The 17,489-nt window shown below is 40.9% G+C and carries 15 protein-coding genes and 1 tRNA gene; 13 read left to right on the forward strand and 3 right to left on the reverse strand.

The window, feature by feature from the left end; translation table 11 throughout:
- Window positions 1-35: 35 nt before the first annotated feature.
- The 8 genes from E2K93_RS17210 (at window position 36) to E2K93_RS17245 (ending at window position 6,314) form a co-directional block, all read left to right on the forward strand.
- Complete coding sequence (locus E2K93_RS17210) at window positions 36-1,016, forward strand: MBL fold metallo-hydrolase (RefSeq protein WP_135440271.1); 981 nt, start codon at window positions 36-38, stop codon at window positions 1,014-1,016.
- Between the two features lie 54 nt (window positions 1,017-1,070).
- The gene (locus E2K93_RS17215; protein ID WP_135440272.1) at window positions 1,071-1,424 is read left to right on the forward strand and encodes a DUF1428 domain-containing protein; all 354 of its coding nucleotides are present in this window, start codon (window positions 1,071-1,073) and stop codon (window positions 1,422-1,424) included.
- A gap of 99 nt (window positions 1,425-1,523) precedes the next feature.
- The gene (locus E2K93_RS17220; RefSeq protein ID WP_135440273.1) at window positions 1,524-2,072 is read left to right on the forward strand and encodes a GNAT family N-acetyltransferase; all 549 of its coding nucleotides are present in this window, start codon (window positions 1,524-1,526) and stop codon (window positions 2,070-2,072) included.
- Window positions 2,073-2,252: 180 nt separating this feature from the next.
- Window positions 2,253-2,343, forward strand: a tRNA-Ser gene (locus E2K93_RS17225).
- 581 nt (window positions 2,344-2,924) lie between these two features.
- Window positions 2,925-4,085 carry a tetratricopeptide repeat protein gene (locus E2K93_RS17230; protein WP_135440274.1) on the forward strand — a complete coding sequence of 387 codons (1,161 nt, stop codon included), beginning with the start codon at window positions 2,925-2,927 and terminating at the stop codon, window positions 4,083-4,085.
- A 2-nt stretch (window positions 4,086-4,087) separates the two neighbouring features.
- Complete coding sequence (locus E2K93_RS17235) at window positions 4,088-5,008, forward strand: M28 family peptidase (protein WP_189637806.1); 921 nt, start codon at window positions 4,088-4,090, stop codon at window positions 5,006-5,008.
- A 71-nt stretch (window positions 5,009-5,079) separates the two neighbouring features.
- Window positions 5,080-5,646: a phosphoribosyltransferase gene (locus E2K93_RS17240; RefSeq protein ID WP_416316098.1), complete on the forward strand. Its 567-nt coding sequence runs from the start codon at window positions 5,080-5,082 to the stop codon at window positions 5,644-5,646.
- Window positions 5,647-5,807: 161 nt separating this feature from the next.
- Window positions 5,808-6,314: a hypothetical protein gene (locus E2K93_RS17245; protein WP_135440277.1), complete on the forward strand. Its 507-nt coding sequence runs from the start codon at window positions 5,808-5,810 to the stop codon at window positions 6,312-6,314.
- Window positions 6,315-6,477: 163 nt separating this feature from the next.
- Here E2K93_RS17245 and E2K93_RS17250 read toward each other — a convergent pair whose 3' ends face one another.
- Entirely contained in the window at window positions 6,478-7,242 is a 765-nt protein-coding gene (locus E2K93_RS17250; protein ID WP_135440278.1) for a MipA/OmpV family protein, read from the reverse strand.
- Between the two features lie 289 nt (window positions 7,243-7,531).
- Here E2K93_RS17250 and E2K93_RS17255 point away from each other — a divergent pair, with 289 nt between their 5' ends.
- From E2K93_RS17255 to E2K93_RS17275, 5 genes are all read left to right on the forward strand, one after another.
- Window positions 7,532-8,131, forward strand: a complete 600-nt coding sequence (locus E2K93_RS17255; protein WP_135440279.1) for a paraquat-inducible protein A — start codon at window positions 7,532-7,534, stop codon at window positions 8,129-8,131.
- Window positions 8,128-8,781 (forward strand): paraquat-inducible protein A, encoded by a 654-nt coding sequence (locus E2K93_RS17260; RefSeq protein WP_135440280.1) that lies wholly within the window; start codon window positions 8,128-8,130, stop codon window positions 8,779-8,781. The genes E2K93_RS17255 and E2K93_RS17260 overlap by 4 nt, the downstream gene beginning before the upstream one ends.
- Window positions 8,778-11,768: a PqiB family protein gene (locus E2K93_RS17265; RefSeq protein ID WP_189637808.1), complete on the forward strand. Its 2,991-nt coding sequence runs from the start codon at window positions 8,778-8,780 to the stop codon at window positions 11,766-11,768. The genes E2K93_RS17260 and E2K93_RS17265 overlap by 4 nt, the downstream gene beginning before the upstream one ends.
- Window positions 11,769-11,904: 136 nt before the next feature.
- The gene (locus E2K93_RS17270; protein ID WP_135440282.1) at window positions 11,905-13,728 is read left to right on the forward strand and encodes a 2OG-Fe(II) oxygenase family protein; all 1,824 of its coding nucleotides are present in this window, start codon (window positions 11,905-11,907) and stop codon (window positions 13,726-13,728) included.
- A 609-nt stretch (window positions 13,729-14,337) separates the two neighbouring features.
- Complete coding sequence (locus tag E2K93_RS17275; RefSeq protein ID WP_135440283.1) at window positions 14,338-15,654, forward strand: tyrosine-type recombinase/integrase; 1,317 nt, start codon at window positions 14,338-14,340, stop codon at window positions 15,652-15,654.
- A gap of 77 nt (window positions 15,655-15,731) precedes the next feature.
- On the opposite strand, the gene E2K93_RS17280 is transcribed toward E2K93_RS17275, so the two are convergent.
- Window positions 15,732-16,613 (reverse strand): M23 family metallopeptidase, encoded by an 882-nt coding sequence (locus tag E2K93_RS17280; protein WP_228445393.1) that lies wholly within the window; start codon window positions 16,611-16,613, stop codon window positions 15,732-15,734.
- A complete protein-coding gene (locus E2K93_RS17285; RefSeq protein WP_135440550.1) occupies window positions 16,606-17,484 on the reverse strand; it encodes a 6-carboxytetrahydropterin synthase in 879 nt (292 codons plus the stop codon). Before E2K93_RS17285 ends, E2K93_RS17280 begins: the two co-directional genes overlap by 8 nt.
- Window positions 17,485-17,489: the final 5 nt, after the last annotated feature.

Consider the following 17,489-nt stretch of genomic DNA (forward strand, 5'->3'; position numbering starts at 1 on the left):
AAAAACGAGATTCACTTAGATAAAAGGGAATACCAATGACAATTGCAGTTGCAATGAAGTCTCATATAACAATAGCGTTACTGTTTGTGGTATCCGCTTGTGCAAGCCAACCGGCCATTGATGTAAGCGAACAAACAGGAGCTATGCAGCTTGAATCAGTGCTCACGAAACAAAACTGGATGCACGGTTCAGTTAATTGTGACGACAATACAGACCCATCCCAAGACGTATATAAGCATAACGCGACAACATTTATTGTTCGTCAAAATAAATGCCTGAATTTCGAAGCCCCGTTTATGTATATTCTGGTCGGGAAGGAAAAGATCTTACTGCTAGATACTGGCGCGTTAAGCGATAATTCCGAGTTTTCTTTTCAACAACAAATTACTGATATTGTTGGCAAAGATGTATTATCCGATAGAGAGTTGCTGGTTGTGCATAGCCACAGTCACAGCGATCATTACCAAGGTGATTCGTCATTAGCGACGCTATCAAACGTTCATATTGTCAAACCGTCAGCCTCTGATGTGCAACAAGCTTTTGAGTTCACCAATTGGCCCGATGGCGAGAAAACCATTGATTTGGGCGATCGAAAAATAACTGTACTGCCGACACCTGGTCATCAGGAAGAGGCTATCACGGTATATGATGAGCACACAAAATGGTTGCTTACCGGTGATACTTTATATCCCGGTTATATCTACGTAAAAAACTGGCAATCGTATCGTAACAGCATTGCCAAACTGGTGACCTTTGCAAATAATCATGCGGTGTCAGCAATTATGGGCGCTCACATAGAAATGAAACAATTGCCTGGTGAGTATTATCCGATTGGCGCAACGTATCAGCCAAATGAAACACAACTTGATTTAAGTGTGCAGAGCATGAATAACTTGAACCAGCAATTACAGATGTATAAAGAACCGACTAAGATCATATTCAACGACTTTATTGTTGAGCCTATGAGTGGTTTTCAAAAAACGATCAGTAATGCGGCGAGATGGATAACGCAATAGTGGGTGGTTATTTAAGTTACTGTTTTATCCATAGAGGTGTGAGAGGTGTTAAATATGAAGTATGTAGACGGTTTTGTTTTAGCGGTGCCAAGTGATAAAAAGCAAGATTATATAAAACATGTCAGTGACGCAGCGGATGTGTTTATGGAGTACGGTGCGCTTTCACTTGTTGAATGTTGGGGTGATGACGTGCCAGAAGGTCAGTTAACCTCGTTCCCGATGGCGGTAAAATGCCAACCAAATGAAACGGTATGTTTTTCTTGGGTTACTTGGCCCTCTAAATCATTTAGAGATGAGGCAATGGAAAAACTGATGGCAGATCCTAGATTGCAGCCTGATGTAAATCCAATGCCGTTCGATGGTAATCGCATGATTTTTGGCAGTTTTAATGTCGTGGTTGAACGCTAGACTCGCCGCTAGTATCAAAGCTATTGCGGACGTTTTATATTGGCGCCGCAATTGTTAATCTATAACAAAAATATCGCTTTTGTTTATTTTGTGATTTATATGACCTTGAATTCATACCCACCACACATTGATGTTCGTTTAGATGATTTACGTTCACAGGCTATTGCTGACTTTTTACAACAACATCTCGATGACATGCGCTCAGTATCACCGCCTGAAAGTAAGCATGCGTTAGACCTTGATGGTTTACGTCAACAAGGAGTTTATTTTTATACTATGTGGACTGATAAACAGTGTTCTGCAAAGCGGGGGGCTGGCAAACAGAGCGAGCAAGGTGAAAAACATCAGAGCGAGAATCGCTTGATTGGCTGTGGTGCCTTTAAACTATTATCAGCGACCGATGCTGAGATAAAATCGATGCGTATTGACAACCTTTATCGGGGACAAGGTTTAGCGGCCTTGATGTTAGAGCACATAGAAGCACAAGCGATGCAAAAGGGTATTAAACAGTTATGGCTTGAAACCGGTTCCATGGCGTTTTTTGCGCCTGCTAGACGCTTGTATTTAAACAAGGGCTTTAAAGAGTGTGATCCGTTTGCTGATTACACACTAGATGACAACAGCATCTTTATGACAAAGTCGCTATGACAAAGATTATTTGCCTTATCATGGTGGTAAGAAAATGTTTTGCCATCAAGTTAACGACGTTTGTTTAAACAAATTGAATAAAAAACATTCGAACAGTGCAATTAATTGTAAAAAATTCCATTTTTTTTCATTTAGCCCTTTACAACAAGGGCATCTGTATTTAATATTCGCACCACTTCAGGTGAGATGGCTGAGTGGTCGAAAGCACCGGTCTTGAAAACCGGCATGGGTTTGTAGCCCATCTAGGGTTCAAATCCCTATCTCACCGCCATATAAGATAAGCCCAGCATTATGCTGGGCTTTTTCTTTTTTGGGATTTGGTACACAAATTATTTGGAAGAATTTGAATCGCCTAGCGCCTGACATTAGGTGTCAGGTCGTTTACACGGACGTAAGCGAATTAAATCCTTAAAAAAGACATATAAGATAAGCCCAGCATTATGCTGGGCTTTTTCTTTTTTGGGATTTGGTACACAAATTGTTTGGAACAATTTGAATCGCCTAGCGCCTGACATTAAGTGTCAGGTCGTTTACACGGACGTAAGCGAATTAAATCCTTAAAAAAGACATATAAGATAAGCCCAGCATTACGCTGGGCTTTTTCTTGTCTGGAATTTGCTGCTTTGGCTCGCAAGCTTAAGCATGCCATTGGCTTACTTTACACTGAAGAGTTTAACGCCTTAAATCGCAGTAATTCTCAGTATCTTCTACCTATCGACGTAATGCACTTTTGTTAAACAAGCGAATACATCAGTAATTTGTAAAATTCTATGTCTATCAGACCGATATATGTGAAATATACGTGAATTCAGATTATGCTTAAATGAGGGAGCGTTTAAATATGGGGAAGCTATGTATACGAAAGTTATTATTGTTCTATCCACGATTTTATTAACGGCCTGTGCCTTTAACGATGACAAAGTTAACGACATCGAGGTAGCAAAGCTACTGAATGACCAACCCTTTGCGAATTACCAGACTTATCAAATTGAGTCAGAAAAAGATATCTATGCCTTAGATCAAGACATGATCAATTTTGTTCACGGCAGTTTAATGGCTGAACAAGATCCGTTTGCTCGTTCTAGAAAACTATTAAAAAAACTGTTTCACAGCTCTCCAACAGATTTACGCTACATGAATGGCGCCAATTTAACTGCCAGAGAAGCGTTTCATCAAAACACCGCTAATTGCTTATCATTAACTATTTTGGCCTATGCCTTGGCCAGAGAAGCGCATTTACAGATACAATTTCAAGAGATAGAGATACCCGAGTATTGGATCCGAGAAGGCGATTTCAACTTACTGACTGGGCACGTCAACCTTAAGGTCGTAGGAGATAGCCATAATGGCTACCGTGTGGTGTGGGGCGGTAAAACCACCACCATAGATTTTGACCCGTACGTTGTTAAAAAACATTTCCCTAAAGATGTCATCGGTCGCAAAAGAGTGACATCAATGTTCTACAACAACAAAGGCGCGCAAGCACTGGTTAGCGGTGACTATGACTTGTCTTATGCCTATTTTAAAAAATCCATTGAAGCAGATAAATCATTCGCGCCAGTGTGGGGCAACTTAGGCTTGTTATATAAGAAGGTTGGCTATGAGAGTCATGCAGAGCAAGCGTACTTGGCGTCCGTAACCTTAGATGGTAAAAATTACAATGCATGGAATAACCTAGCTATTTTGGTCGGTGAGCAAGGGCGTAGCGTTGAAGCCGCGAAAATTTATCGCTTTATTGAAAAGGAACGTCGCCAAAACCCATATTACTATGCACTGTTAGGTGATGAAGCCTATCATAATGGCAATTACGAAGAGTCTATTCGTTACTATAAACGCGCTAAATCGATGTTAGATGATCAGCATGAGTTTTATTTTGGCTTGTCTCGTTCGTTTTACATGATGGGTGATTATGAACTGGCTGAGTTTTATCTTTCAAAAGCTAAAAAACATGCGGCTTATAAAGACATCAAAGAGCAATATCAGAGCAAGTTAAAATTACTGAGTAAATTATAAACGTGACAATAACGCGTCTTATTTTATGGATAGTGGTCGCTTTATGGGTGGTGCTCGCATCATTCACAGTGGCTGAAGCCAAACAAGTCTCGAGTGTCGTTCAGCATTTAAATATTTTAGCCTCAAAAGAATTTGCAGGACGAAAAGCCGATAGTGACGGCTATCGTAAGGCGCAACAGTATATATTTGCCGCTTTGGAAAACGACCTACCGACATTTAACCACCACTTCAGCTTTGATTATGGCTTTTCAGAACATGTTGGCCAAAACATCTATGCCGTTAAAAAAGGCAATGTGTTTGCCGATAAATTTATTGTTATCACTGCCCATTATGATCATTTAGGCACTAAAGGTGGCAAAGTATATTATGGCGCTGATGATAACGCCTCCGGCGTATCGGTACTGTTAGAGTTAGCACATTACTTTGCGCATCAATACACACGTTACTCCATGGTGTTTTTGGCTACAGACGCTGAAGAAAAGGGCATGCATGGCGCTAAGGCATTTTTAAATGATGCGGTAATAGATCCTAATCAAATCGTATTAAACGTTAATTTAGATATGCTTGGTTATGGTAAGAAGCAACGTGAATTAATTATTGCCGGTACAAAGCCTTTTCCGTTTTTAAAACCCATCGTCAATAGCGCCAATAAATCCGTGCCGGTGCCTTTTCGATTTCAAGAAACCGTTCAAAGTAATGTGGTTTCTACCAAAAAACAGCGCATACAATTATTACGCTCGAGTGATCATTATCCATTCTATTTACAAGACATTCCTTTTTTAATGGTTACCGGTGAAAATCATCACCGTTATCATACTGACAAGGACAAAGCCGATAAAATTGACCCTATGTTTTTTGAGAAAGCAAACAATAGCGTAAACAGGCTTGTCGTTGCTCTGGATCAGTTTTTAATTACCATCTAGCGAGTAAAATTTAGTGGTAATGGGTTATAATCATCAAATTAACCGACTTTTTACTATTCAGGTCTGAAATAATGGAAAAACGATTTATCACGGCTCAGGAATTACTAGAAGATTCCTTTCGCGTAGCACACCAAGTTTATAAAGACGGATTTCGTCCTAATTTTATCGTAGGTATTTGGCGCGGTGGTGCACCTATCGGTATTGCCGTGCAAGAGTATTTTGACTTTAGAAAAGTTGATACCGACCATATCGCCGTTCGCACGTCGTCATATTACGGCATTAACCAACAAGCAAAAGAGATTCGCGTGCATGGTTTGCATTACTTGGTTGAAAACGCCAATGCTGACGATTCATTGTTGATTGTAGATGACGTTTTTGATTCTGGACGCAGCGTGGTTGCCTTGATTGAGCAAATTCAATCACTGATGCGACTTAATACGCCAACCGACATTCGCGTAGCGACGCCTTGGTACAAGCCACAAAATAGCAAAGTAGATTTGGTACCAGATTATCATGTGCATACGTCTGACGAGTGGTTAGTGTTTCCGCATGAGTTGTCTGGATTGACTCGTGAAGAAATTGAAGCGGGTAAGTCAGACGTGAGTAATATTCTCGATATTCTTTATGAAGATTGTTAATGATTGATTGAAAGGGGGCTTGGCTCCCTTTTTTATTGCTCTGTTAAATCGCTCTGCTATATTGCTCCGTTATATTGTTTTTCTAGTTTTGAAATGGTTGTTTTTTCAATTTATTCTCTAAGCTTAAAGACAGGTTATTCACCGCAGTAAAAGGTTAATGGATGAAAAACCGGCCAACATCTCAAAACATCAAAACGTTTTCCAAACAGCCTTGTAACATCAAATCCCTTAAGGCAACGGTCGTTAAAGGCCATCAAATTGCGTCAGGGCAAAACCCTAACACGCCCTATAAAGACGGCTCTATCGTCATACAAGCACCTTTGTTTAAGCAACACGGTGTCAATATAGACCACATGTATAAAGCCACGATTAATCTCGATATCGCGCCGTACCAATTAAGCATTGTGGAACCCGATCATCAAATTATTGATTTGCCATGGTGCGATGCTATTGCCCCAGAAACCTTTAGCTTTTGCCATTGCCAATTGAACGTTAACGAGCAGACTTATGCAGGCTTAATTTACTACCCGCACCCAGAAACAAAGCCAGATCACTTTCAAAGAGCTCATGTCGTTGAAGTAATCGCGCCATTTATCAAAGAGATTCAATACGGTAGCCAAGTCACATTAAACGTTGCTGCTAAGCATATATCGCCTTTAACAGACTAGATGCGATTGAGTCGTCGTAGGTAAGTTATCGACAGCAACGGTACAGCAACATTAGCAGCATCAAATCACCTGTTTGTCGTTTTTTGGATTAATGCTGTTCAGAGATCAAAAAAGGCTCCCGAAAGAGCCTTATTTAGTTAACGTGTTAACGTCAGAGTTGCATTTAGAAGTTGTACATCAAACCCAGTACGGCTTTGGTACTAGAGTCTTCCGTAACGCCTGGTGCATCTGAGATAGGATCATCTAACGATGTCACTTTAACACCACCGATCATTGTCCATTTTTTACTAAAGTTGTAGGTACCAATAACACCTAATGAAAGGTTTGTGGCACTGTCAGCACCCGCATCAGTCTCTGCGTAGTAGAAATAATCTACTGCATCTTCCGATAATGTTTCGGCTTGAACCATAGCTGATAAGGTACCTTTAGGTGAGGCAATGAAGGTGTAACTTGCGGTAATGTGCGCTTCGCCACCACTGTCACTTTCTGACGAGCCTAATACGGCACCGTGAATCGCAAAGCGTCCGTTAATCCATCGAGCACGAATACCAGCAAGTGCTGTATCGTCAACTTCAAAGTTTGGAATAGGGCCGTCACCTTTGTCGTAACCCTTACGAGACTGAGCAACTAAACCTAAACTGAAACCAGTATCATCTGGTTTCCATGCCCACCAACCAATTTTGTTAAATTCGATATAAAAACGATGATTGTAGTTAACTTTGATAAGTGGCACCGCATTAGTTTCTGTATCATCCACACCGTCAAATTCTGGTGCATTAACGGCACCCGCACCAAGTGATACTTGCCAACCTGAAGAATCGTCGGCATGGTGAGACGCAGGAATGTCAGCGGTGCTACCTACAACACCAGAACCAGCGGCAAGAGTAGGGCCTGAAACGAGCAATGACGCTAATAGAAGTTTTTTCATTTTTGTAGTCCTTAAAACAATTTAACCCAGGGACAGAGTTATACACGGCTCTTATTATTTAAACCATTAGCTTAAGTATTAGCACCTTTATTAGACTTATCAAGAATTTAAGTAAGATACTTAACAATTTTGATCCGATTCCATTGTCGATAATTACATACCTAGTCGAAAAATGAGCAATTCATTGCTTTATAAGTATTTTTTTCAATTTATTTAATAGCCGAAACTTGCTTATTTGGCACTTTTTTCTAACAATGAAATTATCAGTTTTTTAATGTTATTCAACTGAATGAGACAAACCCAATATGCATGCATAGAATGTGACGCGCTAATTCAGGTGACTGAATTGGAGGAGGGTCATGTTGCCAAATGCCCGCGGTGCAAGCATACCATTATCGAAAGAAAGCATAATCCAATAAACAGCACCTTAGCGATTTGCCTCGCTGGATTGATGCTTTTTATTCCCGCCACCGCCTACCCATTATTGTCGATGAAAGTGTTGTCTGTGGAAAGTTCTGCGAGCTTATTGAGCGGTATTCAAGCGCTATGGCAAAGTGAGCTGCATATCGTTGCAATATTTGTCTTTCTGTTTTGCATTTTAACGCCGTTGGTAAAATTAACGGCGGCTATGATCGTTACCCTAGGATTTAAGTTTAATCAGGCGCATCGAGAATGGTATCGGCATTTTTTAGTCTATTACAATCACGCTGACTCGTGGGAGATGCTCGAAGTTTTTCTGATTGGCATTTTGGTATCGATATTTAAGTTAAAAGATATGGCCGAATTAGAGTATGACTTAGGGCTGTTGTGTTATTGCTTACTGGTGCTGTGTGTTATTTCATTAAAAGTGACACTTGATAAACAACTTATTTGGGATCAAGTGCGATGAGTACGGAGATAGTTACCGCAAAAGAAAAAGGCATGGCGCAATGCAAAATGTGTCATTTGGTTTTTCAATACAAACCTGAGCACGCCAATTATTGTCCCCGTTGCGACAGCTTTGTCGAACAACGTATTAATGAGTCGATTCAAAAATGTTGGGCGTGGACCATTTGTTCAATGATAGCTGCGATACCAGCCAATACCTTTCCAATAATGACTGTACTGTATTTCGGTAAAGGCCAGCCAGATACAATTTTGTCCGGTATTATCTTACTGCTTAAATTTGGCATGTATCCTATTGCCGCGATCGTTTTTATTGCCAGTTTCATCGTGCCTTTAGCTAAAATTGGTGGGCTGTTTTATTTGTTGTATTCTCTTAAATATCGAACCAATTTAACCAAGCAACAACGTACTGATTTATATCGATATATCGAGTTATTGGGGAAGTGGTCTATGCTTGATGTATTCGTTGTGTCTTTAATGGTGACCTTAGTCGAAATAGGTAATGTAATAGAAATCAATGCTGGGGCCGGTGCAACAGCGTTTGGCATCATGGTTGTGTTGACCATGTTTGCTGCACACAGTTTTGATCCTAGGCTGTTATGGGATCAAGAAAAGCCGGAATCTCAGGCAACAAAAGAAGAAAAATCGATATGACCGAAGATAATGCCATAGTTTCAAATAAATCGCCCATATCCTCGATATGGTTGCTGCCGGTTATTGCTGCTTTGATCGGTATTTGGTTGTTGTTCAAATCTATTTCAGAAGGCGGTGTCGATATTACCGTCAAAGTCGACAGTGCCGAGGGCATCGTCGCCAATAAAACTGAAGTTCGATACAAAGGCTTTGTTGTCGGTTTAGTGAAAGAGCTGGACCTTGAAGACTTAAATACCGTGTTAGTGACTATTGAAATGAACAACACGGCAAAACGCTACCTGTCTGAAAATAGCATGTTTTGGTTGGTTAAGCCCGATATCAGTCTGTCTGGTGTTTCAGGTTTAGATACGGTTATTACCGGTAATTATTTTGAATTTTTGCCCGTTGAAGGCGAAAAACAACTCAGAGTATACGAAGCATTAAAAGAACCGCCACCAGAGTCTGAAGATGCCCCAGGCTTACATGTGGTATTGCATGCCAAAGAATTAGGCTCTATTGGTCACGGCAGCGCTGTATTTTATAAACAGATCCAAGTTGGTGAGGTGTATGGCTTTGAACTGGCTGACGATGCAGAGTATTTGAAGATAAATGTATTGATTGATGAAGACTATGAGCACCTTGTTAAATTAAATACTCGATTTTGGAACGCCAGTGGTATTGAGATGACCGGTGATTTATCAGGCTTTAAAATTCGAACCCAATCATTAGCATCAATTGTTGGCGGCGGTATCGCATTTTACACGCCAGAAACAGGCGATAGAGAAACTACCGCTACCGATTTTACGGAATATCCTTTGTTTGAAGATTTTGACGCAGCCCGTGCTGGCGTCAAAGTTGTTATGAACTTTCCACGGGAAAGCGGCATTAAAGCCGGTATTACTAAAGTCATTTTCGAAGGTGTTGAAGTTGGTCTGGTCGAAGACTTTGTTCACAATTCTGAGCAAGGCGGCGTTACCGCATCAGTCATTATGGATCCACGATTAGAGCCGTATTTATTGTCTGAAATGCAGTTTTGGCTGGTTAAGCCCAATATTAGTTTAAGTGGCGTGACCAATGTCGATAGGTTACTTAGCGGCTCATTTGTCGCCTTTAGATTAGGCGGTGGTCACCCAACAAGAGAATTTGACGTGCTACCGACTGAACCTCCGCTCAGTTTTGATGAAGAAGGCTTGCACCTTAACATCAAAGCAGAGAAAGTCGATTCAATGTCATTTGGCTCGCCGGTGTTTTATAAAAACCTTAAAGTCGGTACCGTCCAAAATCACTATCTAAACGATGACCAACGTACCTTTAATGTGCATTTGCATATAGAACCAGAATACGAGCACTTAGTTAATTCGACATCCGTTTTTTACGAACAAGGTGGTTTTGAAGTAAACGGATCTTTGCGCTCATTTACCATACGTTCGGCGCCATTACAGGCCATTTTAGCTGGTGGTGTAGCCTTTCATACCGTTAACTTTGAAAATGGTACAAGTGTTGAAGACGGCCACCATTTTAATCTAAATCGCAACTTAACCGAGGCGTTAAACATTGAGAGCATCACAATTGATGCGTCAAATCAGTACGAGTTTGTCGAAGGCATTACCAAGATTAAGTATGGTGATAAGGAAATTGGTCAGGTCAGAACAATTCAGCCGGGCAAAGATTTATATTCAAGCGTTCTTACCATAGGTTATCAAAGTGACTATAAAGAGTTATTTAAAGAGTCGACAAAAATCTGGATTGTTGAACCTAAGTTATCGAGTGGTAATTTAGCGGGCGTTTCTGCGTTGCTACAAGGTAGTTTTTTACAAGTAAAACCCGGGCACGGCGAAGCAAAAACCCACTATAACTTGTTGCACGAAGCCCCTGCAAACGATCCGTCAGATCCGGGTCTGCAACTGGAGTTATACGCCAGTAAGTCCTTTGGTATAGAGCGAGGCACATCGATTTTCTATAAAGCCATGCCTGTTGGGCAGGTCGACGTGGTTGAATACAGTGACGATGGATTGGGCGTTAAAGTGTCAATTACCATTGAAGAAAAGTATCGTAAATTTATTGGTAAGAAAACGCGCTTTTTCAATGCCAGTGGCATAAATGCTACGGCTAATCTGCGTGGCCTTAAAATGAAAACTGAAAGTCTGGATGCCATATTAAGAGGCGGTTTAGCCTTTTCAAATGATTATGCCGACTTAACCGATAAAGCCGAGGAGTTAGATCAGTTTCCGCTTTATGCAACACGCGATGAAATGACAATCGCGGGCAATGAAGTTGAAATTGAATTCGACCAAGCCATTGATTTACTGCCCGACGCCCATGTTAAGTTTAACGGCTATGTCGTTGGTCGAGTTACCGATGTTGAACTCAATGAGGATTTAAGCAAGACAATAGTCACTGCCATGATCAAAAGTGAATACCCAAGCTTAACTCAATCGGGTGCCAAATTTTGGTTTGCGGAACCGTCTGTCAGTGTCGCTAATGTTAAAGATCCAATCGCTTATTTCATTGGTAACTTCATTAAAGTCATACCGGGCTCAGGTGACAAGCAAACTAACTTTGCCGGCCTGACCTATGAACCTGCGATAACAAACTTGCCGTCAGGATTAAACCTAACCTTAACGGCAAGTAGACGCGGTTCGTTAAACCCAGGTAACCCCGTTTATTATCGACAAATGCAAGTTGGTAAAGTATTGGGTATCGAGCTTAATCAAGACGCTACAGGGGTGGTGATCTATGCTAATATTGCCGATGATTTTTCCCACTTAGTACGCCGCGGTTCTAAGTTTTACAATGCCAGTGGTATTGATATTGATGCTGGTGTTTTTTCTGGGGTAAAAGTTACCACAGAGAGCGTAGATACGATACTATCAGGTGGTATAGGTTTTGCGACACCAGAGTCAGACGACAATGGTAATGGCACAGTGGAGTCTGGGCAGGCGTTTAAGCTTAATGAAACGGTAGATCCAGACTGGTTACAGTGGCGACCAGCCCTGACTAAACCTTAAATACTAAGCCATAAGCACTAAACCGTAGACACTAAATACTAGATATAGCGGCAACAATTGACGCCAGTAGAACAGCCAAAAAACGTCATTATTTTACTAGCAGTATAGCGCTCGGGTAACCGAGCGTTAATTTAAAATGAATAATAATATCAAAAACATAGCTAACCAAGCCATCCAAGCAATGCGTCAGGGACAGATTCCTCAGGCACTGCAACTTTTCTCACAACTGCAAACACTTAATGTTCAACACTTTGAATTGATAAAAGCGCATGGCATTGCGTTGTTGCAACATGGTGATGAAACAGCTGCGAAATCTCGACTACTCGACGCCCTAGCATTAAATGATAATGCTGATGCAGTTCACAATATCGTCGGCGATTTGTATAAGAAAGAAGGGCAGTTGCAACTTGCTAAGCAGCATTTTGAAAAAGCCATTGCCCTTAACGATAAGGTATTTCAATACCACTTCAATATGGGCTTATGTCTTAAACAAGATACTAATTGGCGTGCTGCTATTGATGCTTTGCAACGGGTTTTAGCGTTAAAATCGGATTTTGATAAAGCCAGGATGGCACTCGCAGATTGCTATTTACAGCTAAATGACGTTCAACAATCGTTATCTATTTTATCCAAAGTGCTCAATAAAAACGACATTTACTATCTAAATAGATATTGTGACGTATTGCTACGAAATAGCCAGTTGGACAGCGCATTAGACACCTTTAACCAAGCGGTAAAACTGCAACCGAATGCTGAGTTTATCTACGAAACCTATGCATTGGGGCTTTTACACCACGGCCTAAATCAGCAAGCATTAGCGGTATTCAAACAAGGCTTGTCTGTAATACCGAATAGCGCAAAATTGTTAGGTTTATATGCGTCATTAGCGTTTGAAAGTGGCGCTGAGCAACCATTTTTGCCGTACGTCAATATACCGAAAAGCCAACTTACCGCCAGTCTGGCAGCTGAGCATTTAAATAAACTCGTTAATAGCGGTCATTTAAACGCAGCAGAACAACAATTACAGCACTATAAAAAGACCACGTCATTTGCCTCGCAGTTATTGTACAGTGAGTGCCAGATACATAAGAACCAAGGCAGATTTGCTGACGTTTTAAAATGCGTAAACGATGCTAGAGTTGATCTAAATAATCCGCAATCCCTTGCAATTAAAGAGCTGTACAGTGACAGTTTGCTAGCAACAGATAAGCCAGCGGATGCACTGAAACATATTGAACAGCTATTAAGCTGGCAACCGAATAACCAATATTACTGGGCATTGAAATCCAGTTGTTTACGATTGACAGATTCATCAGCGTATCAGCAATTATGTGATTACGATAAATTGGTGTTTCGACGTGAACTTGAAATAGACAAAACAAAGTATGCCAACCTAGACAGCTTTAACCAAGAGTTAATGGCGGTGTTAGAAGACATCCATCAAATGAAACACCAGCCGTTGGCGCAGTCTGTTTATCAAGGCATACAAACGCCAGGTTTTTTGTTTCAACATGATCAGCCAATCATAGCCGATTTACGTCGTTATTTAAAAAACACCGCAAAATCCGTATTAAATACAACGCTCATTGACTCGTTAGCGGCATCACATCCGGTTAGACAATTTTATCGTCAAGATTTTGATTTTGCCACGGCGTGGTCAATTTGGATTGAACAAGGTGGATTTCACCGTAGTCATGTTCATCCTAAAGGATGGTACTCAAGTGCTTATTATGTGGCGGTACCTGAATCGGTGAACGACGCAAATGATCATCAAGGTTGTTTCGCGGTTGGTAAGCCTGGATTGCAATTAAACAGCGATATGCAACAAAAACTCGATTTTGAACGCTATTTGCAGCCAGAAGTAGGGATTTTGACGTTATTTCCATCTTATGTGTGGCATTCAACCATACCATTTACCGGCTCAGAGCCCAGAGTTTCCGTGGCTTTCGACTTAAAATAACGCGTTTTTTTGTATGCGCTACGTAAAAAATAGAGCGGTTTTGCTTGTCATTACCCGAGAAATTAACGTAGCGAACACACAGATAGAGTTAGAGATATAGATATAATTAGGCCAAACGACTAAGTTAATAGCAAATCACAATGTCAGTTAGTGTTAAGTCATTTTCTAAGAATAGCGTACTCGTTATATACACAAATAGGCTATGGCTAAGATAAAGTCTTGTTCAAGAACTTATATAAGGACATAAACAGGGGCAACGCTTACCTTATCAAATGTCCGTTAATGTTAATTAGTGGACATATAAGGTAAAGCCTTATATCATGGCGTATAACCAGTTTGTTATTGGTTGATGCTATTTAGACCTTGTTTCCTTATGCACGTTATCATGCCAGTGACTAAGTTAGTGACTGTATTCATTTAGTGTTTATCTTAACGCTGTAATGAAATGCACTTTGATAAATTGCGATAGATAATACTATGCGTGAGATTTAGTTTTCGCTTACTCAGTTACTCATTGGCGAATACTTTTCACGTAGCGCACCGCTTGGTCATAAAATGCTATTAGCTAAGTTACTCATAAGAATAAGTTAAACGCAAAAGTTAAATACTATGGCAAATACAAAAACAACGCCTGCCAAAACCAGCGCGAATAAGCCCTCAACTAACTTCGTTGCCGAACCTTTGTTTGATTCGCATCGTTATTTTCAGCAGCTTCATAAAAATCAATTGTTCAGTGATGACAACCCAAGTGTTGAATTGTTCGTTCGCTCTGTACCTGTTGATGATGCCATTGACGATTACAAGTACACAAAAGAATTTTTGCAATCTAAAGGACGTCGTAATGAAGCAACCTATAACTTGTTTCGCGGAGAGACTGAAAAATTTCTCTTGTGGTCCTGGTTGATTGCGAAAAAATCTGTGGTGCAACTTAAGCGTCGCGACTTAGAGTCTTACATTGATTTTATTCACAAGCCACCTGTTGATTGGATTTCAGATAACGTTTATCGCCGTTTTGATAATCGTAACGGTGTTCGTTCGACAAATGACAGCTGGCGCCCATTTACCATTAAAATCCCTAAGTCACAGCGCAATGATGACATTGATTTCAAAAAGAAAAAGCAGAATTATCAGTGTTCACAGGACGCTCTTAAAGCAACCTTTTCAACGTTAAACGTTTATTATGACTACCTGGTTACCGAAGATTACGCCTTTGGCAATGCCATCGCCTCGGTAAAAAAAGACTGTCCCTATGTGATCAAAAACAGCTCATTTACCGAAGTAAAACGATTGTCTTCATTGCAATGGGATTTTATCCTCGAAAGCACCATTAAAATGGCCAGTGAAAACGTTGATCACGAACGCACCCTATTTATTATTGCCTGTTTAAAGACCCTGTATTTACGGGTTTCCGAGTTATCAGAACGCAATAATTGGGTACCTGTTATGGGCCATTTTTGGCAAGATAGTGATAAAAACCATTGGTTCAAGGTGTTTGGTAAAGGTGCTAAACAACGCGATGTGACCGTTCCAGATTCATTTTTGCCTTATCTCGAGCGTTATCGTGCAACCCGTGGACTGAGCGGTTATCCGTTATCAAGTGAAACAGATCCCCTCGTTCATAAACTTAAAGGCTCTGGTGGCATGACCTCACGGCAGTTACGCCGTATTGTTCAACAAGCCTTTGATAATGCTTATAACGATATGATTCGTAATGGTTTTAAAGAGGAAGCACAAACACTCAAAGAAGCCACTACTCACTGGCTGCGTCACACTGGTGCGTCGATGGACATCGATTCGAGACCGTTAAAACATATGGCTGATGAGCTTGGCCATGCCAGCATGGGCACCACGGATAGAGTCTATGTTCAATCGGATCATCAAGAACGTGCTAAATCTGGTAAGAAGCGGGTTATCGAGAGTAAATAAAGCAAATACGCGATGTATAAAATATAAAAAGCCGGCATAAACCGGCTTTTTTACATTCAACTTGCGATGAATAAACCTTATTCAGTGGTTTCTTCGCTTTTCGCTTTAAACGTCTCAAAGTTTGGTATTTTTAACGCTAATGCAGGATCGAGTCTGACATTATGCCAGTTTACACGCCAATCTAGGTGCGGCCCAGTTGAGCGCCCTGTTGAACCAATCTCTGCAACATCCTGACCTTGTTTCACCCTATCACCAATATCGACTTTACTGGCACTTAAATGCAAGAATGTTGAGGTAATGCCGTGACCATGATCGATAACTAAAGTGCCACCAGAGTAAAACATATCCGGCACCCATAAGGTGACGATACCTGCCGCGGGTGCTTGTACTGCCGTACCTTTAGGGCCCGCATAATCTAAACCATAGTGTGGGTTTTTAGGGACGCCATTGTAGATACGTTGGCTACCATATACACCGGTAATTTGACCTGTCGCTGGCGCTTTAAAACCGTGGGCAAAATCAATATTATCTGAGGCTATCGCACGAGCGGCGCGAATCTTAATGCCGTCTTGTTTAATACGCTTTAACGCATCCGCACTAGGCTCCATGATTTTCTTATCGATGCCTTCGATTTTTTGAATATTATATTCGCGCTTTTTCGGCGTAAGGTACTGTTTATACTCTTCACCATCTGCAGCAACAACCTTTAACTCATGGGTTTTGCTATCGTCACGTGAAAAGCCAAAGGCAAACAAGCCATGACGAGACACCTTCAATGGGTCATTATCAATAAAAACTTGATTACCTTCACTGGTTTGACCGACGATCAGACCACCTTGAATAATGTCGCCTTCCAATCGTAAATCTACTTTGGCTGCGACACTGCCTGCAAACGCTAATGACAGGACACTGGCTACAATGGTTTTACCAAGTAACTTGTTAAATGTTGTTTTACGCACTTGCTATTGCTCCTTTTCCGACACCTTCGTACGCGACTACTTTAAATGAATGCTCTGGTGCTTGCTGTTTTAACTGTCTGGCGATGTAATCTGCTAGTAACTCAACCGTTGAATCACAATCTACTATTTCCAGTGTGCCTTTTCTGACAGCAATGTCAAATCTTCCTTGCGGCGCGTAGTAACAAAAATATTGATGATCGGGTCTTAAATTTTGTTTAGCAAAATCAGATAGTTCGATTTGCTCAACAGCAACCTGATCGGAGTCACTCGCCAAATAAATATCATGCCATCGCTGACTCCAATATTGCTCAAGATCTTTACTGTGTTGACCGTCCTGAAAAATGGTTATTTTTGAACGATGACCATGGGCAATTCGTTGACAATTACCGTCATGTTTCTTCAAACCATGGGTGTAATGATAGTAATCACCATCAATATGCTCTGCTCGCAAGGTTAATTGAATACCCTGAACGTTCTCTGGAAGCTGTTGTTTTATAACTCCTTCTAGGTAACGCGTAACTGACTCCTCATCAATTTTAGGGGTATCTATTACCGCAAAAGCCTGTGCCGGTGATTGTAAGAACATGGCATTGTCAGTGAGATTGAAATCCACATACAAGTGGCCGCTCCGTGGCGATTTGCTAATGCTTAATTGCTTACTCTCGCCAGGTAGCACCAATTTGTGGTCAACACTCTCGTCAATAATCGCTTTAATTTGCTTTTTGACGATGCCAAAGTCTAACACCATGCTTTCGGCATTAAGATCACCGGACAACAATACGTCAACAATCCAGCTTTCGCCGACAACACCGCGTGATTCACACAGATAAGAAAAGTCGATTACCGTAAGATCATTGACGAACAGTTGCATATTTT

Source organism: Thalassotalea sp. HSM 43, assembly GCF_004752005.1.
Lineage (GTDB): Bacteria > Pseudomonadota > Gammaproteobacteria > Enterobacterales > Alteromonadaceae > Thalassotalea_A.

Bases quoted from the DNA above. Each gene is read 5' to 3' on its own strand.
- E2K93_RS17285 (WP_135440550.1), bottom strand. From the start codon at position 17,484: ATGCAACTGTTCGTCAATGATCTTACGGTAATCGACTTTTCTTATCTG.
- E2K93_RS17275 (WP_135440283.1), top strand. From the start codon at position 14,338: ATGGCAAATACAAAAACAACGCCTGCCAAAACCAGCGCGAATAAGCCC.
- E2K93_RS17250 (WP_135440278.1), bottom strand. From the start codon at position 7,242: ATGAAAAAACTTCTATTAGCGTCATTGCTCGTTTCAGGCCCTACTCTT.
- E2K93_RS17265 (WP_189637808.1), top strand. From the start codon at position 8,778: ATGACCGAAGATAATGCCATAGTTTCAAATAAATCGCCCATATCCTCG.
- E2K93_RS17255 (WP_135440279.1), top strand. From the start codon at position 7,532: ATGAGACAAACCCAATATGCATGCATAGAATGTGACGCGCTAATTCAG.
- E2K93_RS17260 (WP_135440280.1), top strand. From the start codon at position 8,128: ATGAGTACGGAGATAGTTACCGCAAAAGAAAAAGGCATGGCGCAATGC.
- E2K93_RS17220 (WP_135440273.1), top strand. From the start codon at position 1,524: ATGACCTTGAATTCATACCCACCACACATTGATGTTCGTTTAGATGAT.
- E2K93_RS17245 (WP_135440277.1), top strand. From the start codon at position 5,808: ATGAAAAACCGGCCAACATCTCAAAACATCAAAACGTTTTCCAAACAG.
- E2K93_RS17215 (WP_135440272.1), top strand. From the start codon at position 1,071: ATGAAGTATGTAGACGGTTTTGTTTTAGCGGTGCCAAGTGATAAAAAG.
- E2K93_RS17270 (WP_135440282.1), top strand. From the start codon at position 11,905: ATGAATAATAATATCAAAAACATAGCTAACCAAGCCATCCAAGCAATG.
- E2K93_RS17240 (WP_416316098.1), top strand. From the start codon at position 5,080: ATGGAAAAACGATTTATCACGGCTCAGGAATTACTAGAAGATTCCTTT.
- E2K93_RS17210 (WP_135440271.1), top strand. From the start codon at position 36: ATGACAATTGCAGTTGCAATGAAGTCTCATATAACAATAGCGTTACTG.
- E2K93_RS17230 (WP_135440274.1), top strand. From the start codon at position 2,925: ATGTATACGAAAGTTATTATTGTTCTATCCACGATTTTATTAACGGCC.